This window comes from Marinobacterium nitratireducens, from assembly GCF_014645375.1.
Classification (GTDB): domain Bacteria; phylum Pseudomonadota; class Gammaproteobacteria; order Pseudomonadales; family Balneatricaceae; genus Marinobacterium_A; species Marinobacterium_A nitratireducens.
This window is the reverse complement of record NZ_BMLT01000004.1, coordinates 326,154-350,876: the sequence shown is the minus strand read 5'-3', so window position 1 is coordinate 350,876 and position 24,723 is coordinate 326,154. Positions and strand designations below refer to the sequence as shown.

The 24,723-nt window shown below is 64.4% G+C and carries 19 protein-coding genes; 11 read left to right on the top strand and 8 right to left on the bottom strand.

The window, feature by feature from the left end; translation table 11 throughout:
* The first annotated feature begins 200 nt into the window (after positions 1-200).
* Positions 201-440, top strand: coding sequence for a hypothetical protein (locus tag IEX85_RS09900; RefSeq protein WP_188860416.1), 240 nt, complete (start codon positions 201-203; stop codon positions 438-440).
* Here the strand turns inward: IEX85_RS09900 and IEX85_RS09895 are convergent.
* Positions 437-613 carry a hypothetical protein gene (locus IEX85_RS09895; RefSeq protein ID WP_188860415.1) on the bottom strand — a complete coding sequence of 59 codons (177 nt, stop codon included), beginning with the start codon at positions 611-613 and terminating at the stop codon, positions 437-439. The two genes, IEX85_RS09900 and IEX85_RS09895, sit on opposite strands and share 4 nt — an antisense overlap.
* Positions 614-705: 92 nt before the next feature.
* Here IEX85_RS09895 and recC point away from each other — a divergent pair, with 92 nt between their 5' ends.
* The 3 genes from recC to recD are packed head-to-tail and all read left to right on the top strand — an operon-like array spanning position 706 to position 9,373.
* Positions 706-4,014: an exodeoxyribonuclease V subunit gamma gene (gene recC / locus IEX85_RS09890; RefSeq protein WP_188860414.1), complete on the top strand. Its 3,309-nt coding sequence runs from the start codon at positions 706-708 to the stop codon at positions 4,012-4,014.
* Positions 4,011-7,532 (top strand): exodeoxyribonuclease V subunit beta, encoded by a 3,522-nt coding sequence (gene recB / locus IEX85_RS09885; RefSeq protein ID WP_188860413.1) that lies wholly within the window; start codon positions 4,011-4,013, stop codon positions 7,530-7,532. The genes recC and recB overlap by 4 nt, the downstream gene beginning before the upstream one ends.
* A complete protein-coding gene (gene recD / locus IEX85_RS09880; protein ID WP_188860412.1) occupies positions 7,532-9,373 on the top strand; it encodes an exodeoxyribonuclease V subunit alpha in 1,842 nt (613 codons plus the stop codon). Before recB ends, recD begins: the two co-directional genes overlap by 1 nt.
* Positions 9,374-9,637: 264 nt before the next feature.
* On the opposite strand, the gene IEX85_RS09875 is transcribed toward recD, so the two are convergent.
* The 3 genes from IEX85_RS09875 to IEX85_RS09865 all read right to left on the bottom strand — a co-directional run bounded on the left by IEX85_RS09875 (position 9,638) and on the right by IEX85_RS09865 (position 11,176).
* Positions 9,638-9,880 carry a GrxA family glutaredoxin gene (locus tag IEX85_RS09875; protein WP_188860411.1) on the bottom strand — a complete coding sequence of 81 codons (243 nt, stop codon included), beginning with the start codon at positions 9,878-9,880 and terminating at the stop codon, positions 9,638-9,640.
* A gap of 137 nt (positions 9,881-10,017) precedes the next feature.
* Positions 10,018-10,467: an RrF2 family transcriptional regulator gene (locus tag IEX85_RS09870; RefSeq protein ID WP_188860410.1), complete on the bottom strand. Its 450-nt coding sequence runs from the start codon at positions 10,465-10,467 to the stop codon at positions 10,018-10,020.
* A gap of 112 nt (positions 10,468-10,579) precedes the next feature.
* Positions 10,580-11,176 (bottom strand): TIGR04211 family SH3 domain-containing protein, encoded by a 597-nt coding sequence (locus IEX85_RS09865; RefSeq protein WP_188860409.1) that lies wholly within the window; start codon positions 11,174-11,176, stop codon positions 10,580-10,582.
* A 387-nt stretch (positions 11,177-11,563) separates the two neighbouring features.
* Between IEX85_RS09865 and IEX85_RS09860 the strand changes: the two genes are divergently transcribed.
* Positions 11,564-12,379 carry a mechanosensitive ion channel family protein gene (locus IEX85_RS09860; protein ID WP_188860408.1) on the top strand — a complete coding sequence of 272 codons (816 nt, stop codon included), beginning with the start codon at positions 11,564-11,566 and terminating at the stop codon, positions 12,377-12,379.
* A 66-nt stretch (positions 12,380-12,445) separates the two neighbouring features.
* Here the strand turns inward: IEX85_RS09860 and IEX85_RS09855 are convergent, their stop codons facing one another.
* Positions 12,446-14,671, bottom strand: a complete 2,226-nt coding sequence (locus IEX85_RS09855) for an SLC5/6 family protein (RefSeq protein WP_188860407.1) — start codon at positions 14,669-14,671, stop codon at positions 12,446-12,448.
* A gap of 224 nt (positions 14,672-14,895) precedes the next feature.
* Between IEX85_RS09855 and IEX85_RS09850 the strand changes: the two genes are divergently transcribed.
* From IEX85_RS09850 to IEX85_RS09840, 3 genes are read left to right on the top strand one after another with little or no spacing between them, the layout of a single operon-like run.
* Complete coding sequence (locus IEX85_RS09850) at positions 14,896-15,630, top strand: 5-oxoprolinase subunit PxpA (RefSeq protein WP_229721865.1); 735 nt, start codon at positions 14,896-14,898, stop codon at positions 15,628-15,630.
* Positions 15,620-16,309 carry a 5-oxoprolinase subunit PxpB gene (gene pxpB / locus IEX85_RS09845; protein ID WP_188860406.1) on the top strand — a complete coding sequence of 230 codons (690 nt, stop codon included), beginning with the start codon at positions 15,620-15,622 and terminating at the stop codon, positions 16,307-16,309. Before IEX85_RS09850 ends, pxpB begins: the two co-directional genes overlap by 11 nt.
* Positions 16,306-17,214 (top strand): 5-oxoprolinase subunit C family protein, encoded by a 909-nt coding sequence (locus IEX85_RS09840; RefSeq protein ID WP_188860405.1) that lies wholly within the window; start codon positions 16,306-16,308, stop codon positions 17,212-17,214. The genes pxpB and IEX85_RS09840 overlap by 4 nt, the downstream gene beginning before the upstream one ends.
* Here the strand turns inward: IEX85_RS09840 and yidD are convergent.
* The 3 genes from yidD to IEX85_RS09825 all read right to left on the bottom strand — a co-directional run bounded on the left by yidD (position 17,196) and on the right by IEX85_RS09825 (position 20,921).
* Positions 17,196-17,468 (bottom strand): membrane protein insertion efficiency factor YidD, encoded by a 273-nt coding sequence (gene yidD / locus IEX85_RS09835; RefSeq protein WP_188860404.1) that lies wholly within the window; start codon positions 17,466-17,468, stop codon positions 17,196-17,198. The genes IEX85_RS09840 and yidD overlap by 19 nt on opposite strands.
* 98 nt (positions 17,469-17,566) lie before the next feature.
* Positions 17,567-19,123, bottom strand: a complete 1,557-nt coding sequence (gene mqo, locus IEX85_RS09830; RefSeq protein WP_188860403.1) for a malate dehydrogenase (quinone) — start codon at positions 19,121-19,123, stop codon at positions 17,567-17,569.
* A 409-nt stretch (positions 19,124-19,532) separates the two neighbouring features.
* Entirely contained in the window at positions 19,533-20,921 is a 1,389-nt protein-coding gene (locus tag IEX85_RS09825; protein ID WP_188860402.1) for a PhoH family protein, read from the bottom strand.
* 251 nt (positions 20,922-21,172) lie between these two features.
* On the opposite strand from IEX85_RS09825, the gene cobB reads away from it, so the two are divergent.
* From cobB to IEX85_RS09810, 3 genes are all read left to right on the top strand, one after another.
* Complete coding sequence (gene cobB, locus IEX85_RS09820; RefSeq protein ID WP_188860401.1) at positions 21,173-21,877, top strand: Sir2 family NAD+-dependent deacetylase; 705 nt, start codon at positions 21,173-21,175, stop codon at positions 21,875-21,877.
* Positions 21,878-22,080: 203 nt separating this feature from the next.
* Complete coding sequence (gene ppnN / locus IEX85_RS09815) at positions 22,081-23,469, top strand: nucleotide 5'-monophosphate nucleosidase PpnN (protein ID WP_308425645.1); 1,389 nt, start codon at positions 22,081-22,083, stop codon at positions 23,467-23,469.
* A gap of 219 nt (positions 23,470-23,688) precedes the next feature.
* The gene (locus IEX85_RS09810) at positions 23,689-24,693 is read left to right on the top strand and encodes a M23 family metallopeptidase (protein ID WP_188860400.1); all 1,005 of its coding nucleotides are present in this window, start codon (positions 23,689-23,691) and stop codon (positions 24,691-24,693) included.
* Positions 24,694-24,723 lie beyond the last annotated feature (30 nt).

The window sequence follows — 24,723 nt, the reverse complement described above, 5'->3', positions numbered from 1 at the left end:
GGGTTCCGTCGGAATGCCTTTGGGTCGTCGGATTGCTCGGTATTCGGTTGGTGCAATCGTTTGCATTGCGTCAGTCTAACGACGCAGAGGCAGGAAGTCCACCCTGTCCCCCGGCGATGCGAATACCGGACCTTGGCGGGTGATTTTCGGGTTAAACCGCCGCTGGCTTTGTGCGATGATGCCGGGCCTAGGAGGACCTGATGAAAAGTTATCTGTTCAGTACCGAAAACGGTCGTGGCGGGGTGATCCTGTGCGATATCGAAACCTTCGAGGAGGCGGTCGATTATCTGCGCCAGCGGTTCGATGGCGTGATCAAGGTGGAGCAGGGGCGCACGCTCTGGACACTTGAAGCCGGTTTCGGCGAGTTCGTTCCGGTCAAGCCGGCAGACCTTGCTGACGATGACGGAGCCTCGGGCGCCGGGCCCGGAGGCGGCTCCTAGAGGAGGGCCGCCGCGGCTTCATACTGCTCCGCCAGCCAGAGGTCGGCCTCGGTGCGTGCGAGACGACGCAGCTGGCGGGCCTTCTCCAGCAGGCGGATGCGACGGCGCCGGCGTTCGCCTGACAGGCCGTGCAGCGGCTGGTGCGGCGTCGAGGTAACAATTTGCGGATGCATGACAAGATCCTCCGTAAAGGTGAGGCCGATAATCTAGCACCCGATTGCGACAGCCGGATGACTTCATCCGGGTGATAGCCCAGGGACAGGACATGCTCAACATTTACCATTCCCACTCGCTGACCAACCTCAAGGATCTGCTGGTTCTGCTGATTGAGCGCGATCCGCTGCCGGATCCGTTTCGCGACGAGCAGATTCTGGTGCAGAGCCCCGGCATGGCGCAGTGGCTCAAGCTCGAACTGGCGGCGGGGCTCGGCATCGCCTCGAGCCTTGAGTTTCCGTTGCCCGCGACCTTTCTGTGGGACAGCTTCGCCCGGCTACTGCCCGAGGTGCCGGAGCGTTCGGCGTATCGCAAGGAGGCAATGACCTGGAAGCTGATGGGGCTTTTGCCCCGGATGCTGCACGAGCCGGAGTTCGCGCCGCTGCGCCACTACCTGGAGCAGGACGAAACCGGCTTCAAGCGCTATCAGCTGTGCGGCAAGATCGCCGATATCTTCGACCAGTACCTGGTTTACCGACCCGACTGGATCGATGCCTGGAGCCGTGGCGACGCCATCGCCCCGGCGCTTGGCGATCAGGCCTGGCAGCCGCTGCTGTGGCGGGCGCTGCAGTCGCGCACCGATGCGCTTGGCCAGCCGGGCTGGCACCGCGCCAATATGATGGACGCCTTCGTGGCGGCGTTGCACCAGGCGCCCGCCGGCAAGCTGCCCGAGCGGCTGTTCGTGTTCGGCATCTCGGCCTTGCCGCAGACCTATCTGCAGGCGCTGAAGGCGCTCGGGCAACGCATCGAGGTTCATCTGATGATCCTCAACCCCTGCCGCCACTACTGGGGCGATATCGTCGATCCGGCCTACCTTGCAAAACTCAGCCGACGTCTGTTCGGCGTACGCGAGCCCGGGGCCGCAGACTATCTCGAGAGCGGCAATCCGCTGCTGGCGTCGATGGGCAAGCTCGGTCGCGACTATCTGCATCAGCTGCAGGACATGGATCTGCCGGGATTCGACTTTTTCGAGTTGCCGGGCGAGGTCCTGGGCGAGCCGGACAGCCTGCTGGGGCGGATCCAGCGCGATATTCTCGAGCTCGAGGACCGCAGCCTCGAGCCCGATGGTGCCCGGGACTCGAGCTGGAAAACGCCGCTCCAAGAGGGCGACCACTCGCTGCAGCTGCACAGCTGTCACAGTCCTCTGCGCGAGCTCGAAGTACTGCACGATCGCTTGCTGGCGCTGCTCGATGCCGATCCGCAGCTGACGCCACGGGACATCATCGTGATGATGCCGGACGTGGCTGCATACGCGCCCCATATCGAGGCGGTGTTCGGCAGCGCGCCGCCCGGGCGGCGCATTCCGTACTCGATTTCGGACCGCTCGCTGGAGCAGGAGAGCCCGCTGCTGCAGGGCTTCCTGACGCTGCTGCAGTTGCCTCAGAGCCGGCTGCGGGTGGCCGATGTGCTGGACCTGCTGGAAGTTCCGGCAACGCTGCGACGGTTCGGGCTCGACGAAGCGGCTTTCGAGCGCCTGCGCGGCTGGATCGAGCAGGCGGGCGTGCGCTGGGGGCTCGATGCCGGACAGCGCGAATCCCTCGGGTTGCCGCCGTTCGAGCAGAACAGTTGGCGCTTTGGCCTGCGCCGCATGCTGGCGGGCTTCGCTCTCGGCGACGGCGAAGGGTTGTGGCAGCAACTGGCGCCGTACAGCGAAATCGAGGGGCTGGATGCGACACTGCTGGGTGCGCTGGCCGACTTCATCGATCTGCTCGAAGAGGCCTGTGTACTGTTCCGCGGCGAGCGCCGGGTGGCCGACTGGGTCATCGAAATCAACCGCCTTCTGGCGTGCTGCTACGAGCCCGACGAGCAGGATGAGGTGGCGCTGTCGCAGGTGCGGCGGGTACTGGAGTCGCTGGCGCTGGAACTTGCGGATGCCGGTCGCGACGAGCCGCTGCACGCCGAGATTCTGGTGGACTACCTGAGCCAGGCGCTGTCGGGCGAGCTCAGCGGTCAGCGGTTCATGATAGGCGCGCTGAATTTCTGCACCCTGATGCCGATGCGTTCGATTCCGTTTCGCGTCGTCTGCCTGCTGGGCATGAACGATGGCGTCTATCCGCGCACGCTGCCGCCGATGGGTTTCGATCTGATTGCCCGCCATCCCCGTCGTGGCGACCGCTCGCGGCGCGACGACGACCGCTACCTGTTTCTCGAGGCGCTGCTGTCGGCGCGGGAACTGCTCTATATCAGTTTTGTCGGCCGCTCCATCCAGGACAATCGCGAGCGTGTTCCTTCGGTGCTGGTCAGCGAACTGCTGGAATACTGCACCCAGGGGTTCGTCATCCCCGGCGACGAGACGCTGCCCCCCGATCAAAGCGCCGACAGCCTGCGCGCGCGGCTGACCGTGGAGCATCCGCTGACCGCCTACAGCGAACGCTATTTCGACGGCCGTACGCCGCAGCTGTTCAGTTACGCCGCGCAGTGGCTGCCCGCCGCCGGTGCCGCCGCGGCCGGGGAACGGCCTTTCTGCGCCGCACCGCTGGCGCCGGAAACCGTCGCGACACTGGAGCTCGAAGAGCTGCTGGCGTTTTTCCGCAATCCCAGCCGGCACTTTTTCCAGCGCCGCTTGCGGGTCAGTTTTCGCGACCTGGCCGCCGATGCCCTCGACGAGGAGCCGTTCGTGCTCGACAACCTGGAAAGCTTCGGCCTGCGGGCGCGCATACTGGCGGCGCAGCTGGATGGCCGCGACCCCGAAGCGCTGGCCGCGCGGTTGCGCGCCGAAGGTGGCTTGCCGGTCGGCACCGCCGGAGACCGGCTGTATCGCCAGCTCAGCGCCGAGGTGGCACCGCTGGCGCAGGCGCTGATTCCGCAACTGCAGGGCCCGGCCCTGCGCGCGGAACTGGACCTGGAGATCGACGGCACGCGGCTGACCGGCTGGCTCGACGGCATTCGCGGTAGCCGGTTGCTGCGCTATCGGCCCGGTGGTCTCAAGGGGCGGGACCACTTTCTCGGCTGGATCGAGCATCTGGCCGGTTGCGCCGGTGCCGGCACCGCGGAGCTCGGCTACTTTGGCGTCGAACCCAAGAAGGGCGTGCAGTACGCAGGGTTCCGGCGGCTGTCGCCGGTAGCCGCGCAGGCGGAGCTGGCAAAGTTGCTCGAGGCCTACCGCGAGGGTCTGTGCGAGCCGCTGCCGTTCGCGCCGAACAGTGCCTGGGCCTGGCTGAAACAGCCCGACAAGGAGCGGGCGCTGCGCGATGCCGAAGGCGTCTTCAGCAGTGGCTACAATCAGCCGGGGGAGGGGGACGATCCTTATATCGCCCGGGCCTACGGCGACTTCGACAGCATACGCGATCGCATGCTGGTGCTGACCGAGACACTGTTCGCGCCGCTGCTCGATCACCTGGAAACGGAGGTTCAGGCATGACCCGGGCCAAGATACTCGACGCCGGGACCTTCCCGCTGCACGGCATGCGCCTGATCGAGGCCAGCGCCGGTACCGGCAAGACCTTCACCATCGCCGCGCTCTATCTGCGTCTGCTGCTCGGACACGGCGACGAGAACAGCCGTCACCCCCGTGGGCTGGATGTCGATCAGATTCTGGTGGTGACCTTCACCGAGGCTGCGACCGAAGAGCTGCGCGACCGTATCCGGCGCCGTATTCAGGAGGCGCGCCAGGCCTTCGTGCGCAACGACACCCGGGATCCGCTGCTCGCCGCTTTGCTGGCCTCGGTGCCGGATCATGCCGATGCTGCCCGTACCCTTGCGGCGGCGGCGCGCAATATGGATCAGGCGGCGATATTCACCATCCACGGCTTCTGTCAGCGCATGCTGCGCCAGCACGCGTTCGAAAGCGGCAGCCTGTTCGATACCGAGCTGACCCAGGACGAGGCGCCGCTGCGGCGCGAGGCGATGCTCGACTACTGGCGCAGCCGTATCTACGACCTGCCGCCGGCGCTGGCCGAGGCGGTGCTGCGGCTGTGGCCGGAGCCGGGACGCTTGCTGGCCGAGGTCGACGGGCTGCTCGGCACCGACGGCCTGCGGCTGGAGCCCGACTACGCCGGCTGCGATCTGGCCGACGAATGGCAGCGCCAGCAGCAGCGGGTCGAGGCTTTCAAGCAAGCCTGGCGCGACTGCGAGGAGGATCTGCTGGCGCTGTTGCAGGCGGGCGGGCTCAACGGCAACAGCTATCGCAAGGCCTCGGTGCCCGGCTGGCTGGCGTCGATCGATGCCTACGTCGCCTCGCCGCAGGTGATGCCGGACGCCGATCTCGCCGCGGTGCTGGAAAAGTTCACCCAGCGGCGACTGCGGGAGAAAACCAAGAAGGGAGGGGTGACGCCGCAGCATCCGCTGTTCGACGAGATCGAGCAGCTGTGCGACAGCTGGATGCCGCTGCGCGAGCTGGTGCTGGGCGAAGCCCTGCGCGAGGTCAGGCGGCGCCTGGCGCTGCACAAGCAGCAGCTGCGCCTGCTTGGCTTCGACGACCTGCTGTCGGGATTGGGGCGTGCGCTGGAGTCGTCCGCCGGAGCCCGGCTGGCCGCGGCCATCCGTGAGCAGTTCCCGGTGGCGCTGATCGACGAGTTCCAGGATACGGACCCGCTGCAGTACCGGATCTTCAGCACCCTCTACGGCGACCGGCCCGAATGCGGTCTGTTCATGATCGGCGATCCCAAGCAGGCGATCTACGCCTTCCGTGGCGCCGATATCTTTACCTATATTCAGGCGCGGCGCGCCGTCACGGACCACTATACCCTCGGCACCAACTGGCGCTCGAGCAGCGCCATGATCGGCGCGGTGAACCGGCTTTTCGCGCGCCACGACGCGCCTTTCATCTACGATCAGGATATTCCTTTCCTGCCGGTCGAGGCGGCTGGGAAGGCGGACGGCAAGCCCCTGACCTTCGGTGGCGAGCCGGTGCCGGCGCTGACGCTCTGGCACGCGCCCGGGGAACCTGTGGCGAAGAACGATTACCTGCGCTGTTTCGCCGAGGCGTGCGCCAGCCAGGTGGTCGGCCTGCTCAATGGTGATGCCCGCATCGGCGACCGGGCGCTCGAGGCGCATGACCTGGCGGTGCTGGTGCGGGACCGCTTCGAGGCGGCAGCGGTGCAGCAGTCGCTGCGCCGCCGTCAGGTGGCATCGGTGTACCAGTCCGGCCGCGACAGCGTCTTCGTGACGCAGGAGGCGCTCGATCTGTATCGCATCCTGCAGGCGGTGCAGGAGCCGCAGCAGGAACGTTACCTGAGGGCGGCGCTGGCGACCGGGCTGCTGCTGCAGGATGCCGCGGCGCTGCAGGCCCTGAACGACGACGAGTCGCTGTGGGAAGCACTGGTGGCGGAGTTCATCGACTATCACGAGCGCTGGAGTCGCTACGGTGTGCTGGCCTGCGTGCACCTGCTGCTGGAGCGGCGCGACCTGGCGGCCGGACTGCTGGCCGGCCCCGATGGCGAGCGGCGACTGACGGATCTCCTGCACCTGGCCGAGCTGCTGCAGGAAGCGAGCCAGGAGGTCGAGGGCATGCCCGGGCTGATGCGCCGCTTCCGCGAGCAGCTGCTGGACCCGTCCGGCGGCGGCGATGCCCAGCAGCTGCGCCTGGAAAGCGACCGCAACCGGGTCACCATCATCACCATCCACAAGTCCAAGGGCCTGGAGTATCCGGTGGTGCTGCTGCCCTTCCCGGTCAATCACCGCAGCGCCAGCCGCGCGCTCTATCACGACGACGTCACAACAGCCCCGGTGTTCGACCTGGCCGGCAGCGAGGAAGCGAAGGAAAAGGCGGAGCGGGAACGGCTGGCGGAGGACCTCAGGCTTCTGTATGTGGCCCTGACGCGTTCCGTGCACGCCTGTTACCTGGGCATCAGCGACCTGCGCATCGGCTCCGGGCGCGCCAGCGTACTGGCCAAAAGCGCGCTCGGCTACCTGCTGCTGGCGGGCAAGGCCGCCGACGAGCTACCGGGCGTACTCGAGGAGCTGTCGCTGCACCCGGGTATCCGGCTGTGCCCGCCGCCGGCGGACGACAGCGAGCTGAGCCAGCGCGAGGCGCCGGCGTTACAGCTCGAGGCCCGGCACTTTCCGGGCCCGCTGATGCGCGACTGGCGCATCGCCAGCTATACCCTGCTCAGCAGTCACGGCAGCAGCCGCGATCTGCAGGAGCTGCCGGGGCTGGATCTGGAGGTGGCCGCGGAGGCGACGGCGCCGGCGCAGACTTCAGAGCGCAGCATCTTCACCTTTCCCCGGGGCGCCCGTGCCGGTACCTTCCTGCACGGGCTGTTCGAACAGCTCGACTTTCCCGCCGCGCGCGGCGAACCGCTGCAGGCGCTGATTCGGCAGCGTCTGCAGCTCGAAGGCTTCGATGAGGACTGGGAGGCGGTGCTGGAGTCTCTGGTCGCCGATGTGCTGGACGCGCCCCTGACCGGCCAGGGGCTGAAATTGCGCGATATCGGGCGTGACGACCGGCTGATCGAGCTCGAGTTCATGCTGCCGGTGGCCGGCCTCGATGCGGCGCGGCTGAACCGGCTGCTGGCACAGGGCGATCCGCTGTCGCGTGATGCCGGAGCGCTGCAGTTCGAGCGGGTACGGGGCATGCTCAAGGGCTTTATCGACCTGGTGTTTCGCGCCGGTGGCCGGTATTACATTCTCGACTACAAGTCCAATCACCTGGGGGATGACGGCAGCGATTACGACGGCGAGTCGCTGACGGCGGCGATGCGCGCGCACCGTTACGACCTGCAGTATCAGCTCTACACCCTGGCGCTGCACCGGCTGTTGCGCCAGCGGTTGCCGGACTACGACTACGAACGTCATTTTGGTGGCGTTTTCTACCTGTTTCTGCGCGGTATGCGCGCCGATGACGCGACCGGCCGGGGCGTTTTCCAGTGTCGTCCGCAACGGGAGCTGATCGAGGCGCTCGACGCGCTCTTCTCGGGTGCAGACGGGGAGGCTGCCTGATGGAAATTCTGACACAACTTCGCCAGGCGGTGGTGCCCGGCGGCCTGCGGTCGCTCGACGTTCAGTTCGCCCGGTTTCTGCACCACTCGGGCGGTTGCCGGGATGCGCGGGTATTGCTGCTGGCGGCGCTGACCAGTTTCGAACTTGGGCGCGGCAATGTTTGTCTGCCGCTGTCGTCGGTAACGGATCTGATCGAGGGGCTGCCGCCGGAAGCGGCGGACCGGCTGCGTCCCTGGCTTGCGCGCGACGGCCTGGACGCCTGTTCCGCCGATGGCGTCGTGCTCGGTTGCGGTGAGGCCGAAACCCCGCTGGTGCTGGACAGGGAGCGGCTGTACCTCTATCGCTACTGGCGCTTCGAGTGCGACCTGGCGGCCTTTCTGCTGCAGCGTTGCGAGCCGGTGCCGCTGCAGCGCGACCCCGTGCGCAATTCTCTGGCACGTCTGTTTCCAGTGACCGGTGATGAGCCGGACTGGCAGCAGGTGGCGGCGGCAGTCGCCGTCAGCCGCCGTTTCGCGGTCATCAGTGGCGGTCCCGGCACCGGCAAGACGACCACGGTGATCAAGCTGCTGGCGCTGCATATCGAGCAGCAGCTCGCCGACGGCCGTCGGCCCCGTATCCGCCTGGCGGCGCCGACCGGCAAGGCGGCGGCGCGGATGGCCGAGTCGATCGCCGCGGCGCGCGGCCGGCTCGAGCTGGCGCCGGAGGTGGCGGCGCAGATTCCGGATGAAGCCTCGACATTGCACCGTCTGCTGGGGGTGGTGCCGGGTAGCCGGCGCTTCAGGCACGACAGTGCCAATCCGCTGCACCTGGATCTGCTGGTGGTCGACGAGGCGTCGATGGTGGATTTGCCGCTGATGGCCCGGCTGATGGCGGCATTGCCGGAGCACGCCCGGCTGATTTTGATCGGCGACCGGGATCAGCTGGCGTCGGTGGAGGCTGGCAGCGTGCTCGGCGATATCTGCAGCTGGTCCGGTGAGCTGCGCTACGGCGTCGCCCAGTCGGAGTATCTGCAGGAGGTCTGCGCGCTGAACGCCGCTGCGCTGGCGGATGCCGGGGCGCCGCCGATCGCGGACGCCCTGGCGCAGCTGCGCACCAGCTACCGCTTTGGCGCCGATAGCGGCATCGGCCGGCTGGCGCGGGCGGTCAATGCCGGCGATGTTTCCGGCAGCGCCAGGGTCTGGGCCGGCGGCTTCGGCGATGTCGTATGGCATCGCCTGGGCGAGGGGCACTATCAGGCGCTGATCGATCGCTGCGTGGCCGGCTATCGCGACTACCTGGCGTCGCTGGCGGCGGGGCAGTCGCCAGCGACGGTGCTCGGGGCATTCGGGCGTTTTCAGCTGCTCAGTGCGCTGCGTCAGGGCCGCTATGGTGTCAGCGGTCTCAACGAGCGCATCGAGCGCGGGCTGGCCGATGCCGGACTGATTCGTCCGGCAGGCGTCTGGTACCCGGGGCGGCCGGTTATCGTGACGCGCAACGACCGCGCGCTGGAGTTGTTCAACGGCGATATTGGCATCGCCATGCCCAACGCCGACGGCGAGCTCAGGGTCTGGTTCGATCAGGGCGGCGCTCCGCGGCCGGTGCTGCCGAGCCGCATGCCCGAGCATGAAACCGTCTACGCCATGACGGTGCACAAGAGCCAGGGCTCCGAGTTCGATCAGGTCCTGTTGCTGCTGCCGCCGGAGGATGCGCCGGTGTTGACGCGCGAGCTGCTCTATACCGGTATCACCCGGGCGCGCAAGGGTTTCGAGCTGTACGCCCGCGAGGCGCAGCTCAAGCAGATGATTACAAGGAGGACCGAGCGGGCCAGCGGCCTCGCCGCCCGGCTTTGGGGGGGAAAGTGAACAGCTAACAGCTAACAGCTAACAGTCGGGGCCTGCTAGGACTGTTAACTGTCATCTGTAAACTGGTTACCTTATCTATCTGCGATCCATGGGTTCCTGATCGCGAACGCGAACGCGAACGCGGCGTGGCTCCGGGCGATTGCGCTGGGCGAGCACCAGTATCAGAGCGCCTGCTGCCAGTGCTGCTATAGCGATGGTGATCATGGCTGGGGTCCTCCCTCGTTGGCGCCCGCTGAAAGCGGCGGGTCGCTTAAAGACTAGCCCTCAATGCGTGCCTTGGGCAACTTCCCGGGCGAATTCAGTGTAGCCGCCGATATGTCGCTCGCCGCTGAAAATCTGCGGCACCGTCATCACCGGCTTGCCGATGGTCTTTTCCAGATCCTGCTTGCTGATGCCTTCGGCGTGGATGTCGACGTAGCGGTAGTTCAGCGCCTGTCGTTCGCACAGCTCAACGGCGCGGGTGCAGTAACCGCAACCGGCGCGGCCAAAGATAGTGATGCGCTCCATTCGGGGACTCCTGTTGGATGCTGGCGCGACGATGGCGCCCTGAATCGATGGAGAGTATTTCACCAGAGCGCACAGGGTCGCGCCAATTGGCAGTAGCAATGGTGTCCATTGGCAACTGCTATCGGACACTGATCGGGTCAGGAGGGGGAAGCTGAAGACTGCCCGGGACGCAGCACCCGGTTAAGCCAGGCGCGGTCCTTGAGCAGGTCACGCACCCGGTATCGGTTCATGTGCGCGATCATCGCCTCGCGCGAGCCCGCCAGCACGTCGCGCCAGCCGCACTGCTCGACCAGGTTGCAGTTGGCATGGTCGCAGTCGGCCAGCTCGCAGTCCGGTTCGAACATGGACACCAGTTCGCCAAGGGGGTAGTCCAGCGTCTCACGCTTGATCTGGATACCGCCGTTGCGTCCGCGTACCGTGGTGATCAGTCCCTGGTTGGCGAACCGGTTGACGATCTTGGCCAGGTTGTTGGCGGACACGCCGAGCGTTTCCGACATTTCCGAAACGGTGCAGCGTTCCGAGTCTGCCGCACTCCCGAGGTAGACCAGCACTCGAACCGCGTAGTCGGTTTGCTTATTGAGCTGCATTACGCACCAAGACCCTGGTTATTGTGGGTGATAACCGGATTCTGGCATGCAATTTAGGGTTTGTGAACAATTATTCAAACTCCCCTCCTTGCTCCGAGGCGGTGCGACGCGATCAGAACCAGTCGTCGCGGCGCTTGCGCTTTTTCGGAAAATACGGAACCAGCAGGCCGAGCAGTACGCCGCCGAGCGCCACCAGGCCGCCGTGGGTGAACCAGCGCATCAGGTTGCCCTCGTCCATGTTCTGAATCTGGCGGTTGAGGTCCTCGATCTGGCTGTTCAGAGCCTGGCGCTCGCTGGAGTAGGTCTGGGTTTCGCTGCGCAGCTGGTTCAGTTCCGCGCGCAGGGTATCGATTTCCCGCTCCTGTTCGCTGGCGGTGGCCTGTTTCTCGCTCAGGGCCTCCTCCAGTTGCGGCAGGCGTGCCAGGGTGCTGGGACCCTCGGCGACATGCTCGCCCGGCAGCCAGCCGGTTTTGCCGTTCTCCATGCGGATCTGCACGTAGTCGGTGTCGCTGTTGCGCTTGAGGATTTCCACCGGCTCGCCGCTGCGGATACGGCCGGTGATGCGGTACTGGTTGCTCGGGCCGCTGTGATAATAGGTATAGACGTCGTCGGCGATGTGCCCGGTCTGGGCGCTGGCCGGCAGGGCGGCCACGAGAGTGAGGCTGGCGGCCAGATACTTGAGGCCGCGGAAGTCCAGAATTCTAGTCATGGGATCGAAGGGTCTTAATGCTTGAGTTACCTGATACCCACCTCAATAGCGGGCCTTTAGGAGGCTCGGACCGGTCGCTGTCCCTGCGAGCGGGAAGGTCGGAGGCTCCGCTGAAACGGCAGAACTGCGCTGGAACCTGTGAATCAGTCACCTGAAACCTGCAGCCTGGTTTGTCCGAGGTCCCCGATTATAGTTCCCCAGAAAATTCTTGAAACCCCGACAGTTGCCAAGCTGCGGTCTTTTATTATTCTATGTCGCTCATGTGCGTCTATTCAGGCATGAAATCGCCTGTTTCGTCGCTCATGCGCGACAGAGTGCTGTCCAGCGCCTCCCCAAGGAAGGCCCGGTGGTGATTCTGTAGAGAATCCTTTAGCAAGAGGTAAGAGTATGGAAAATTTCTACGCCGATTACGTTGACGCCTATGCGATCCCCTGGGCGATCAATATCGTGCTGGCGCTGGCCATCTTCATCGTCGGTCGCATCGTCATCAAGATCGTCGTCAGTGTGCTGGGCCGGGTACTGGCCAAGGCCAAGCTCGACAAGATGCTGATCAACTTCATCAGCTCCATCGTCAATGTGTTGCTGCTGCTGGTCGTGATCGTGGCGTCGCTGGATCAGCTGGGGGTCGATACGACATCGCTGATCGCGGTGGTCGGTGCCGCCGGCCTCGCGGTCGGCCTGGCATTGCAGGATTCGCTGAAGAACTTTGCCGCCGGGGTCATGCTGATCGTATTCCGGCCGTTTCGTGAAGGCGATTTCGTCGAGGCCGGCGGCGTTGCCGGCATCGTCGAGCATATCTCGATCTTCAACACCGTGATGCGGACCGGCGACAACCGTGAGGTCATCGTGCCCAACGGCGGCATCTACAGCGGCGTGATCACCAATTATTCCAAGCGTGCCACGCGACGTGTCGACATGGTGTTCGGTATCGGTTACGACGCTGACCTGCGCAAGGCCAAGGCCATCCTGCTCGAGATCCTCGATCAGGACGAGCGGGTGCTGAAGGATCCGGCGCCGGTCGTCGCGGTGGCGGCGCTGGCGGACAGCAGCGTCAACTTCAATGTCCGTCCCTGGGTCAACAGCGCCGAGTACTGGAACGTGCTCTGGGATACCAATGAAAAGGTGAAGCTGCGCTTCGACGAGGAAGGCATCAGCATCCCGTTCCCGCAGATGGACGTACATCTGCACAAGGACGAAGGCTGATCTCGTGAGTGGTAATCGGCGCCCGGTATCGGGCGCCGATGACCCGCTTTAGCGGCTCGCTAGCTGCTAGGGCGGGCCATCCTCGCCGCTTACCGGCGCCCCCAGGGCGCCGAGTTCACGTCGCAGCAGGTCGTTTTCCTGCTGCAGTTTCTGCGCTTCGAGCCGGTAACGGAAGACTTCCTCGTAGCGTTCCTCGACCTTGGCTTCCAGTCCTGCGATCTGTTCCTGCTGCTCCGCCAGTCGGCGCTCCAGCTGCTCGATGGTGCTCTGAAGGTCGCCGACCATGCCGTACTGATCCGTCCGCGACGCATGATCCCTGCCGCTGCTGCCGGTGTCCTGTGAGGCCAGTTGCTGTCCCTGCAGTTCGCTGACGAGGTGGCTGTATAGCGCCTTCAGGTCGGACGCCTCCCGGTCACTGTAGCGGATCGAGGTTTCGATGGCGTGGTGGGCGCTGGCCGCGCCGATCGCGCCGGACAGCACGTGTTCGAGCATGCGGTGGAATTCGATCAGCTCGATGACGGTGATTTCGCTCTTGCCGGCAATGCCAAGCTCCTGCGACAGGCCGTGGATGGCCAGCTCCGCCTTGTCGGAACTGAAGTACTTGCCGAGCAGGGATTGTGCTTCCGCCAGTTTCGGCGCCAGCTCGATATAGGCCTCGAGACCTGTGGAGCGGGCGCGGTAACGTTGCAGGTTGGGGCGCATCGACGCCAGAAACTCGTTGGTCAGGGTGCGTTCGCTCTTGTGCGGTTCGTACAGAAGCGATGCCAGTACATAGAGTCCGATATTGACCAGCAATGACCAGAATACGCTGTGACTCAGGCCCGGCAACCCCTCCAGGCCGAACAGGGCCTCGGGGCGCAGCCAGTGCAGTCCCAGCGGGCCCTGGTTCAGAAACGAGGTGTCGATCCAGCCCTGGCGGACGAAGGTGGGCAGGGCCAGGGTGTAAATCCAGATCGAGAAGCCGCCGCACAATCCTGCCAGGGCGCCGGCGCTGTTGCCACGGCTCCAGAACATGCCGCCGAACATTGCCGGTGCGAACTGCAGCACGGCGGCGAAGGACAACAGGCCGATGGTGACCAGCAGGTAGGCGTCGCCGAACTCCGCCGCGAACCCGTAAGCGGCAAGCAGGATCAGCACAATCAGGATCCAGCGCACCTGCAGCAGCGAACCCCTTGCCCGGCGCAGACCGGGGGTGCGTTCGAGTAGCGGCAGCAGTAAATGGTTCGACGCCATGGTTGCCAGCGTCATGGTGGTGACCAGCACCATGGCGGTGGCCGCCGAATAGCCTCCGAGGAAGGTCAGCATCGTCAGCATGCGCTCGCCGGCCTGTTGCGGGACCAGCAGTACGTAGAAGTCCGCAAGCTGCGGTGGGATTTCGCTGATCAGTCCCGCGCCTGCAATCGGTAGAACGAAGAGGTTGATCAGTATCAGGTAGGTGGGAAACAGCCACATGGCGGTCTTGATGTAGCCCTGATCCGGGTTTTCCACCACTGCAACGTGAAACTGCCGGGGCAATAGCTGGACGCCGACGAAGCTGAGCACGATGAAGGTGAGCCAGGTGAAACCGTCGCCGCGGTCGCTCTGGAAGCGGGTAAGATGTTGCAGATCGCCGGACAGAAGTCGCTCGCTGAGTTCGCCGAACCCGCCGAAGATCGACAGCGTGACGAACAGGCCGATGGCGGTCAGGGCCAGCAGTTTCACCAGGCACTCGATGGCCAGTACCGTGACCATGCCCGGGTGGCGCTCGGTGGGGTCCAGCCGGCGCGCGCCGAACAGTATGGTGAACACCGCCATCAGCAGGGTCACCAGCAGTCCGGTCAAGCCGCCGATGCCGGCGTCGCTGCCGCCGGTGGTGATCAGGTTGAACGAGCTGATCACGGCCTCCAGCTGCAGGGCGATGTAAGGCAGGCTGCCGATCAGTGCGATCAGCGTCACCACCGCGGCAATGGCCTGCGATCGGTTGTAACGGGTGGAGATGAAGTCGGCGATGCTGGTGATATGGAAGGTTTCCTTGGCCGCGACCATGGGCCGCAGAATGACCCACCAGCATGCCACCGCCAGCAGAGCGCCGATGTAGACGCCGAAGAACAGCATCCCGGACTGGCTGGCCAGGCCCACGCTGCCGTAGAAGGTCCAGGAGGTGGCATAGACCGCCAGCGACAGCGAATAGATCCAGCGGCCGTGCGCCTTGGGACCCCGCAGCTCGGCCTTTTTTTCGGCGTACTGGGCGGTGGCGAACAGAATGGCCATGTATGACAGGACGACGAGGGTGACCGTCAGGGGTGAGAACATGTCGGCAGGGGCCCGAGGTTGCGCAAAAGTGATGCCTTAAGTAAATAGTCGCTGGGGAAAGGGTGGTCAATGTACGGTCGATTATGGCTATCCATTTGAGACGAAAGCGCATTTTGGGCGTCAAAGTGGTTGCAGGGGATACAATGGCGGTTAATGGTAAGTGGTGAGCGATGTGCAGCTAGGACTCACGACCCAAACCTTCAATCGACGACTGGGAGCTGATCGTGAAACTCAACTGTGATATGGGTGAGAGCTTCGGCAGCTGGACCATGGGCTTCGATGCCGAGGCCATGCCGCTGGTCGACATGGCCAATATCGCCTGCGGCTTTCATGCCTCCGACCCCTTGACCATGGCGCGTACCGTCGAGCTGGCACGGTCGCACTCGGTGCAGGTGGGCGCCCATCCCGGGTATCCGGATCTGGTAGGGTTCGGCCGGCGCAGCATAGCCTGCAGTCCCGAGGAGGCTGCCTGCATGCTGCAGTATCAGGTCGGTGCGCTGCAGGCGATTGCGGAGTCCCGCGACAGCCGTGTCGGCTATGTCAAGCCGCACGGTGCCCTGTACAACGACATGATGCGGGACGACCGGCTGATGCGGGCGCTGATGGAGGCGGCAAAGGGTGTCTGCGGCGGACTGCCGCTGATGATTCAGGCCACGGCGCGCAACGCGCACTATCAGGACATGGCTGCCGCTGTCGGCGTGGAGCTGCTGTTCGAGGCGTTCGCCGACCGCGCCTACGACCGCGACGGCCTGCTGCTGCCGCGCTCGCAGGCCGGCGCCGTGCTGCACGACCCGGACGCGGTGCTCGAGCAGGTGCGCAGGCTGGCGGGGGACGGTGTGCTGCTGTCGGTCGATGGCAAGCCGCTGCCGCTGGCCCCCGACACCCTCTGCGTTCACGGCGACAACGAGGCCGGAATCGGTGTGCTTCGTCAGATTCGCAGGCTGATCGATGAAACCTGAGATCCGTCTGGCGTCGGTCGACAGCCTGCTGATCCTGCTGGGGGAGCGGGCCGACGCCGCGACCTCGGCGCGGGTGGCGGCGGCCGCGGCGCTTATTCGTCAGGAACTGGCCCCGGTGGTGACCGACCTGGTACCGTCCTACGCCTCTATCCTGCTCAGCTTCGACCTCAGACGAGACACCGCGACGGCGCTTGGCCAGCGCCTCGAGTCGCTGCTCGACGATCTGGAGGGCGCCGCCGCGACCGAAGCCGGCCGGCTGGTGACGCTGCCGGTCTGGTACGACCCTCGGGTGGGGCCAGACCTCGAGGCACTCGCCGAGCGTCATGGGATGACGGTGGGCAAGCTGATCGATCTGCATGCCTCGCCGGAGTATCGCGTATTCGCTATCGGTTTCAGTCCCGGCTTCGGCTATCTCGGCGAAGTCGATGCCCGTATTGCCACGCCGCGACGTGACACGCCGCGCACCCGGGTCCCAGCCGGTTCCGTGGCGCTGGCCGAGCGCCAGACCGCGGTCTATCCGCAGGCGTCGCCCGGCGGCTGGCACCTGCTGGGGCGCTGCCCGCTGGCGATGTTCGACCCCGAGGTGCCGCCGCATCTGCGCATCGGCGTCGGCGACCGGGTACGTTTCGAGCCGGTTTCCGAGCGCGACTACCGTCGCCTGCTGGAGCTGCCGGCATGAGCGGCTTCCAAGTGCTCAAGCCGGGAGCCCTGGCACTGCTCCAGGACCTGGGACGGCGCGGCTACCAGCACCTGGGACTGACCACCGGCGGGGCCCTCGACGAGCGGGCGGCGCGCTGGGCCAACCGCTTGCTCGACAACGATCAGAATGCGGCGCTGCTGGAAATCAGCCTTGGCCGGCTCGAACTGCTGGCCGGGCTCGATACACGCGTTGCGCTTGCCGGTGCCGATCTCGGGTTCGAGATCAACGGCAAACCCTGTCAGCCCTGGCAGTCCTACTCTGTTCGTGCCGGCGATCACCTGCGCTTTGGCTATGCCCGCAGCGGGTTGCGCGCCTATCTGGCGGTGGCCGGAGGCTTTACCGGCCGCTGCCGTTTCGGCAGCCGGGCGACGGTGGTGCGCGAGGGCATGGGGCGTGCGCTGGCCGCAGGCGACCGGCTCGAGTGCCTGCCGGACCAGAGCCCGGGAGCGCTGCTGCGAAGGGTTCCGCCGCGCTACTGTACGAGCGGGGAGAGCGGGGATGCGCTCCGGGTGCTGCGCTGCTACCAGTATCAGGAGTTCGGCGAGGCCGAGCGGCGACGTTTTTTCGACGAAGGCTACAGGATCAGCAGCGACAGCGACCGCATGGGTATCCGGCTTGCGGGTCCCGCGCTGGGCTGGTCGCAGGGCGGAATTCTGTCCCAGGGAATTGCCCTGGGCGCGGTGCAGGTGCCGCCGGACGGGCAGCCCATAGTGCTGCTCAACGATCGCCAGACCATCGGCGGCTACCCGGTTCTGGGAACCCTGTTGCCGCTGGATCTGTTCAGGCTGGCGCAGATGCGTCCGGGGACCGAGGTGCATTTCGAAGCCATCGACGTCGAGGAGGCCAGCGCCCTGATGCGGACCTTCTACGACTTTTTCGGCTGAGCCCGTTCGTTCTCATTAACGTTGTCATTGCCGCAGTCGCAGTGCCCGGGCACCGGGTCGAACCCCCCGGGGTGGCCCGGGTGACACTTGAGCAGGCGCTTGAGCGTCAGCCAGCCGCCCTTGAACGGGCCATGGCTGCGTATCGCTTCGATTCCGTACTGCGAACAGCTCGGATAAAAACGGCAACGCGGACCGAGCAGTGGGCTGATAAACAGCTGGTAGCCACGGATCAGGGCAATGAGTAATAGGCGCATGGCGGCGGGGTGAAGGCGTTCAGGTATTCCTCGCCAGCATACTGCAGCTGGCCGGCGGGGGAAAGGGCGCGCCGCGGCAGGGCGGCGCGCTGCAGGAATCAGCTGGCCAGGTTGTGCCGCGATTCGGCCGGCTCAGCCGCGGCGGACAGCTTTGGGCTGGAGGCGTCCAGCTGGTCGAGCTCGAGGGTCGAAAGGGTGTGCTGGCGTACCTGTTTCAGCAGTACAGGGTCCTCGGTCAGCGACTGACCGTAGGAGGGCACCATCGCCTTCATCTGTTGCTGCCAGGCCTCGCCCGCCATCTGCTCCGGGAAGCAGCGCTCGATGATGTTGATCATGGTGTTGACCGCGGTCGAGGCGCCGGGGGATGCACCGAGCAGGGCCGCGAGCGAACCGTCTTCCGAGGTGATCACCTCGGTGCCGAACTCCAGCTTGCCGCCGCCGTTGCTCTTGTCCTTCTTGATGATCTGTACCCGCTGGCCGGCATACGACAGGCTCCAGTCCTCGCTGCGTGCTTCCGGGAAGAAGCGGCGCAGAGCGTCGATGCGGGAGTCGTGGGACTGCATCACCTCGCTGATCAGGTAGCGGGTCAGGTCCATGTTGTTCATGCCCACGGACATCATCGACTTGAGGTTGTTGGCCTTGATGCTCTTGGGCAGGTCCAGCTTCGAGCCTTTCTTCAGGAACTTGGTGGTGAAGCCGGCAAAAGGACCGAACAGCAGCGCCTTCTCGCCGTTGATGATGCGCGTGTCCAGGTGCGGCACGGACATCGGCGGCGCGCCGATCGGGGCCTTGCCGTAGACCTTGGCCAAGTGCTGCTCGACGATCTCGGGCTTCTTGCACACCAGCCACTGGCCGCTGACCGGGAAGCCGCCGTAGCCGTTGCCTTCCGGGATGCCTGACATCTGCAAAAGCGGCAGCGCGCCGCCGCCGGCGCCGAGAAAGACGAAGCGGGCGTAGAGCTTTTCGCGCTCGCCGGTCTGGTTGTTCTTGATCTTGACGCGCCAGCGGCCGTCGGACTTGCGCTTGAGGTCACGGACGGTACGGCTGAGCAGCATCTCGAAGCCGGGCTGGGTTTCCAGGTGGCTGGCCATGCAGCGTGCCAGGGAGCCGAAGTCGACATCGGAGCCGTAACGCACGCGGGTACCGGCGACCGCTTCATCGGCGCTGCGGTTCTGCATCACCAGCGGCATCCACTCGCGCAGGACCTCGGGATCCTCGCTGTACTCCATGTCGGCGAAGGCCGGATGGGCGCTGAGGGCCTCGAAGCGCTTGCGCAGGAAGCTGACGTTCTCCTTACCCCAGACGAAGCTCTGGTGCGGGGTCGGGTTGATGAAGCTTTTCGGTTCCGGGAGGATGTTCTGTCCGACCAGGTAGGACCAGAACTGCAGGCTGACTTCGAAGGCGGAGTTGATCGCGAACGCTTTGGCGGTGTCGATGCTGCCGTCGGGCTTCTGCGGGGTGTAGTTCAGTTCGCAGTAGGCCGCGTGACCGGTGCCGGCGTTGTTCCAGCCGTCGGTGCTTTCGTGGGCAACATGGTCGAGACGTTCAACCAGGGTGATTTTCAGCGTCGGGTCGAGTTGCTTGAGCAGCATACCCAGGGTGGTGCTCATGGCACCGGCGCCGACAAGAAGTACATCTACCGTTTTCGTGGTCATGTTAACTCCGCCATGTTAGTTGCTCATGGGGGTGAGATGACGTCGGGATTGAATGCTTGTGGCACTTGCGGCGCTGCCGCGCATCCCGCGTTCTCTTACCTTTTTATTACCAGGTTGGCTGTCCGGATCTGGTTTGCAAGGTCCGGAAAACAGCCGGGAATTCTGTCTGCGATACTGGCCGGTGCCAAGGTTACGGTTACATGAACAGCCGGTTAATTTTCTATTTCGCAGTTGCGACGAATTATAAGCTGGGAGCGACAGAAGGGAACTTCAAATCCCTTATAGCTGGTATAAGACGGCGGAATGGCGGGCTTTGCGCCTTTGATTCCGCGGCCTGCAGCGAGGGTTCATACTTTGGTCGGAGGCTGGCGATGCCGCACCTGCGGCATCGCCGGGGAGGGGCGAACGATCAGAGATGTTCTTCGGCGTACTGCGCCAGGCGGGAGCGGAAAATACCTTCGAAATGGATATTGGCCGAGCCCTCGAAGCCACGGAAACGCTCGACGATATAGGTCAGGCCCGAGGTCAGCGCGGTCAGATAGTTGGAATCGATCTGCGCCAGGTTGCCAAGGCAGATCATCTTGGTGCCCTTGCCGCAGCGGGTGATGATGGTCTTGAGCTGCTGCGGCGTCAGGTTCTGCGCTTCGTCGACGATGACCACCGCATCCTGGATGCTGCGGCCGCGGATGAAGTTCAGCGACTTGAACTGGATGTTGGCCTTTTCGATGGCGTACTTGACGCTGCTCTGTGGTCGTTCGTCATGTTCGTGCATGGCTTCCAGGTTGTCGTGTATGGAGCTGAGCCAGGGCGTCATCTTTTCTTCCTCGGTGCCGGGCAGGAAGCCGATGTCCTCGGCTACCGGTGGCGTCGAGCGGGTGACGATGATCTTGTTGAAGCGTTTCTGCTCGATCACCATTTCCAGGGCGCAGGCCAGCGCGATCAGGGTCTTGCCGGAACCGGCGGCGCCGTTGAGCAGGCACAGGTCGATGGTCGGGTCGAGCAGCGACTGCATGGCAAAGGCCTGATAGACGGTAATCGGTTCGATGCCCCAGCAGTTCTGCTGCATCAGGCGGTCTCGCCCGAGGTCCAGCAGCACGATGCTGTCGTCCTCGATGGAGATGGTGCGGGCGGCGAAGTCTTCGCTGTCGTCGAAGATATACTCGTTGGGGTAGGTATCCGGCAGCATATCGCGGCTGACGCGGTGGTAGGTCCGGTCGCCATCCTGATAGCTGTCGACCTGCTCGACGCGGTCCCAGAAGCTGCCTTCGATGCGCTGATGGCCGGCGGGCAGCAGTTCGAGGTCGGATATCAGCTGGTCGGTGCGGTAGTCCTCGACCTTCAGCAAGCCGGCGCCGAGCGCCTTGAGCCGCATGTTGATGTCCTTGGTGACCAGCACGATGTCGCGGTGCGGGTTGGTCGCCTGCAGGTGCAGGGCGCAGTTGATGATCTGGTTGTCCTTGCTCTTGTCGGCCGGCAGGAAGCCTTTCTGGGTGGCGAGTTCGTGGTCGGGGAAAATGCTCAGCTTGCCGAGACGGCGCTCCTCTGACTCGGCCGGGTGATGGATCTGCACGCCCCGCAGGATCTGCTCGGGGCTGGTGGCTGCGCTCAGTATGTTGTCGATGGCCCGGATCGCGTACCGGGCCTCCTGCGCCACGGTTTTCTTGCGGTCCTTGATGTCGTCCAGTTCCTCGAGAACCGTCATCGGGATGGCGATGTCCTGCTCCTTGAACTCGAACAGGCATTTGGGATCGTGCAGCAGTACGTTGGTGTCGAGTATATAGAGTTTCGATGCACTCATCGGCTTTTCCTTCAGCAGCCTGCTGGATATAGGACCACTGCATACCACGAGTCAGCAGCCTGTCGGTCTTTGCGCAGTAGATCGGCGTCAACTCGGACGGGCTGCTGGGCCTTGGGTACTGCAGGGCCCTTTCCCCTACAATAAAACACTGAAGCGCCTGAATACAGGCGCGACGCGGCAACATGGAAAAATTTTCAGGCAGCTCAGTCGCTTGCGGGAATTTCAGGCTGGCGACGGCTTCGGAGGACAGGGTGAAATACGGATCCATAGTGGTGTTGACCGGCGCGGGGATTTCGGCCGAATCGGGCCTCAGAACCTTTCGCGCCGCGGACGGTCTCTGGGAGGATCATCGCGTCGAGGACGTCGCAACCCCCGAGGCTTTCGAGCGTGATCCGGTGCTGGTGCACCGATTCTACAATGCACGCCGCCGCCAGCTGCTGGGGGGCGTGGAACCGAACCCGGCGCACCGGGCGCTGGCGCGACTCGAGCGGGACTATCCCGGCGAGGTGCTGGTGGTGACGCAGAATATCGACGATCTGCACGAGCGTGCGGGCAGCCGGCGCCTGATCCATATGCACGGCGAACTGTTGTTCGTGCGCTGCACCCGCACCGGTCGCCGTTATCCGGTCGAGGGTGACTGCTCTGTCTCGCAGCGTTGCGAATGCTGCGAGGCCGAGGGCCGGCTGCGGCCGGATATCGTCTGGTTCGGCGAAATGCCGCTGCAGATGGATACCATCTACGAGGCGCTGGAGGCCTGTGAGCTGTTCGTCGCCATTGGCACATCGGGGCATGTCTATCCGGCGGCGGGGTTCGTCGAGGTGGCGGCCGGCGCCGGGGCCCGGACCCTGGAGCTGAACCTCGAGGCGTCGCGTCTTGGCAGTGTCTTCGAGGAAGGGCGCTACGGTCCGGCCAGCGAGCAGGTGCCGCTGCTGGTAGAGCAGCTGCTCGGAGGCTGAGGCGATTGCTGCAATGCGGAAAATTTATTTGCCGCAGTAATCAAGGGGTTATGGTGATGTGCAATTAAATTCCCTATATTGAGGGAAGTGAACTCCCGGTAAGCGGGCCGGTCAGACTAGTCCCAAGACCTGTTCAAGCCTCCGGCCCGCTGGACGAGGCAGGCTCCATTTTCAGGAAATCGATGCTGAAGGGAGGTGACTCTATGAGCACCGAAGCTTTCGTGACCGCCAGCGTGACACCGCTCGACAATCTCGCAACTCTTTCCCCGCTCGAAGTGGCGCGTCTGCAGGACGCCAGCCAGGGCGGCCTCTACCGCCTTTTCCGCCAGTGCAGTCTGGCGGTGCTCAACTGTGGCAGCGAGCTCGACAGCACCAAGCAGGTGCTCGAGCGCTACAGGGATTTCGATATTCGCATCAGCCAGAAGCACCGTGGCCTGCAGCTGGAACTGATCAATGCCCCGGCCAGCGCCTTTGTCGACGGCGAGATCATCCAGGGTATTCGCGAGCACCTGTTCTCGGTGCTGCGCGACCTGCTCTACGTCGGCGACGAGCTGGACGATGTCTGCCACGGGCTCGACGAGACCGGCGCCATTACCAATACCGTTTTCCAGATCCTGCGCCATGCCGACATGTTCCGCCCCCACGTCAAGCCCAACCTGGTGGTGTGCTGGGGCGGCCACTCGATCGGGCACGAGGAGTACGAGTACACCAAAAAGGTCGGCTACGAGCTGGGGCTGCGGCGACTCAACATCTGTACCGGCTGCGGTCCCGGCGCGATGAAGGGGCCGATGAAGGGCGCCGCCATCGCGCACGCCAAACAGCGCATCCGGGACGCGCGCTATGTCGGGATTTCGGAGCCGGGCATCATCGCCGCCGAGTCGCCGAACCCGATCGTCAACGAGCTGCTGGTGATGCCGGATATCGAGAAGCGCCTCGAGGCCTTCGTGCGTCTGGGGCACGGTATTGTCGTGTTCCCGGGCGGCGCCGGCACCGCGGAGGAAATCCTCTATATCCTCGGAGTCCTGCTGCACGAGAAGAACAACAATCTGCCGTTCCCGCTGATCTTCACCGGCCCGACAGGCAGCGAGGCCTATTTCGAGACTGTCGATCGTTTTATCCGTCATACCCTGGGCGACGCCGCGGCCAAGCGTTATGAGATCATCGTCGGCGATCCCCAGCGCGTGGCGCTGCGCATGCAGGAAGGGCTGCACAACGTTACCGAGTACCGCAAGGCGACCAGCGAGTCCTTCCACTTCAACTGGCAGATCAGCGTGCCACTGATGTTTCAGCAGCCGTTCGAACCGACCCATGACAATATGGCGCAGCTGCGGCTGTTCAGGGATCAGACCACCTGCGATCTGGCGTCGAACCTGCGTCGGGCCCTGTCCGGCATCGTCGCCGGCAATGTCAAGGAGCCGGGCGTGCGTGCCATCGAGGAACACGGTCCCTTCGAGCTTTGCGGCGAAAAGGCGCTGGTGGACCCGCTGGATGAACTGCTGGCATCCTTCGTGCAGCAGCGACGCATGAAGCTCGACTATCAGGACTATGTGCCCTGCTATCGGCTCAGCGGTATCGAGCACAGCGCGGCCTGAGGAACCGGCGAATAAGTCCCGCAGAGACCAAATGGGACCTGTTCGCAGGGTCCCAAGATGTCGCCGATTTATGACAACCCTCTAAATTATGGGTATATTTAGCAACCTGCGAAAAGGTCCGGGAGAGGCCTTCGCAGGTTGTCAGCAGTCATCCGGCCTGGGGCCTGCGGGTTCGGCCGGCTCTCCCGTCAACACCCCCGAGAGCAGCAGGGTCATAATTTGAGAAACAAGCTGGTCGTCACCCTGACCACCGTTCGTGGTTCCCGTCAGTACACCCTTAATCAGGTTGCCCGCGTACTGGTGCCCGCCTTCCTGCTGATGGCGGTCGTCAGCTTCTTCATTTCCAACGCGCTGCTGGTGAAGACCAGCGACGATCTTGCGGTGTTGGAGGAGGATCACCAGGCGCTGGCGGACCAGTACGAGAGCATTCTCGGTACCCAGCAGCTGTACGTGTCGGAGCTGAACCAGCTGGGCTCCACCCTCGAGACGCTGCAGGAGGAAAATCTGCGCATGGGCGAGGTCAACGCCAGCCTCGACCAGACCCTTAGCGGACTCGAGTCCATGCTGGGCCTGCCGGTGAGCGAGACCTACTCGCCGCAGCAGGCCGAAGTGCTCAAAGCCACCGCCGCCCAGCGCCTGTTCCTGCTGCACAGCATACCCAACGGCGTGCCGCTGCAGGGACAGAGCATCAGCGATCGTTACGGCATGCGGGTCAACCCGGTGACACGCAAGAAAAGCATGCACAACGGCATCGACTTCGCCGCCGGGCGCGGTACGCCGGTCTATGCCACGGCGGACGGTATCGTTGAGTTCAGCGGGCGCCAGAGCGGCTTCGGCAGGCTGGTCATCCTGCAGCACAATTTCGGTTTCAAGACCTATTACGCTCACCTCGACAAGCTCGACGTCAAGGCCGGTCAGCTGGTGGCCAAGGGTGACCTGATCGCCCATAGTGGCAACAGCGGCCGCTCGACCGGGCCGCATCTGCACTACGAGGTGCGGCGTCTGTATTCGGCGATCGATCCGGAACCTTTTCTGAACTGGAATATCGCCAGCTTCGACGACCTGTTCGAGAAGGTCGACGAGGTCGAGTGGGCCGCGCTGTTCGATGTGATCTGCAAGGGGCAGTTCCATGCCGCCGCCAACTGCCGCGAGCGCGGCCAGAGCGAGGAGCTGGCGCAGCTTGCCCGGGATGGCACGGCGAGTTCCCGCGAGCGGGTGCAGTGAAACCGCAATGGGTTTAGAATTTTCCGGTCG

What these genes read in the sequence shown, in the direction of transcription:
- recD (WP_188860412.1), top strand. Translation starts at nt 7,532, where the DNA reads ATGGAAATTCTGACACAACTTCGCCAGGCGGTGGTGCCCGGCGGCCTG.
- pxpB (WP_188860406.1), top strand. Translation starts at nt 15,620, where the DNA reads ATGAAACCTGAGATCCGTCTGGCGTCGGTCGACAGCCTGCTGATCCTG.
- IEX85_RS09900 (WP_188860416.1), top strand. Translation starts at nt 201, where the DNA reads ATGAAAAGTTATCTGTTCAGTACCGAAAACGGTCGTGGCGGGGTGATC.
- IEX85_RS09895 (WP_188860415.1), bottom strand. Translation starts at nt 613, where the DNA reads ATGCATCCGCAAATTGTTACCTCGACGCCGCACCAGCCGCTGCACGGC.
- ppnN (WP_308425645.1), top strand. Translation starts at nt 22,081, where the DNA reads ATGAGCACCGAAGCTTTCGTGACCGCCAGCGTGACACCGCTCGACAAT.
- mqo (WP_188860403.1), bottom strand. Translation starts at nt 19,123, where the DNA reads ATGACCACGAAAACGGTAGATGTACTTCTTGTCGGCGCCGGTGCCATG.
- yidD (WP_188860404.1), bottom strand. Translation starts at nt 17,468, where the DNA reads ATGCGCCTATTACTCATTGCCCTGATCCGTGGCTACCAGCTGTTTATC.
- IEX85_RS09825 (WP_188860402.1), bottom strand. Translation starts at nt 20,921, where the DNA reads ATGAGTGCATCGAAACTCTATATACTCGACACCAACGTACTGCTGCAC.
- IEX85_RS09865 (WP_188860409.1), bottom strand. Translation starts at nt 11,176, where the DNA reads ATGACTAGAATTCTGGACTTCCGCGGCCTCAAGTATCTGGCCGCCAGC.
- IEX85_RS09840 (WP_188860405.1), top strand. Translation starts at nt 16,306, where the DNA reads ATGAGCGGCTTCCAAGTGCTCAAGCCGGGAGCCCTGGCACTGCTCCAG.
- recB (WP_188860413.1), top strand. Translation starts at nt 4,011, where the DNA reads ATGACCCGGGCCAAGATACTCGACGCCGGGACCTTCCCGCTGCACGGC.
- IEX85_RS09870 (WP_188860410.1), bottom strand. Translation starts at nt 10,467, where the DNA reads ATGCAGCTCAATAAGCAAACCGACTACGCGGTTCGAGTGCTGGTCTAC.
- IEX85_RS09875 (WP_188860411.1), bottom strand. Translation starts at nt 9,880, where the DNA reads ATGGAGCGCATCACTATCTTTGGCCGCGCCGGTTGCGGTTACTGCACC.
- recC (WP_188860414.1), top strand. Translation starts at nt 706, where the DNA reads ATGCTCAACATTTACCATTCCCACTCGCTGACCAACCTCAAGGATCTG.
- IEX85_RS09860 (WP_188860408.1), top strand. Translation starts at nt 11,564, where the DNA reads ATGGAAAATTTCTACGCCGATTACGTTGACGCCTATGCGATCCCCTGG.
- IEX85_RS09855 (WP_188860407.1), bottom strand. Translation starts at nt 14,671, where the DNA reads ATGTTCTCACCCCTGACGGTCACCCTCGTCGTCCTGTCATACATGGCC.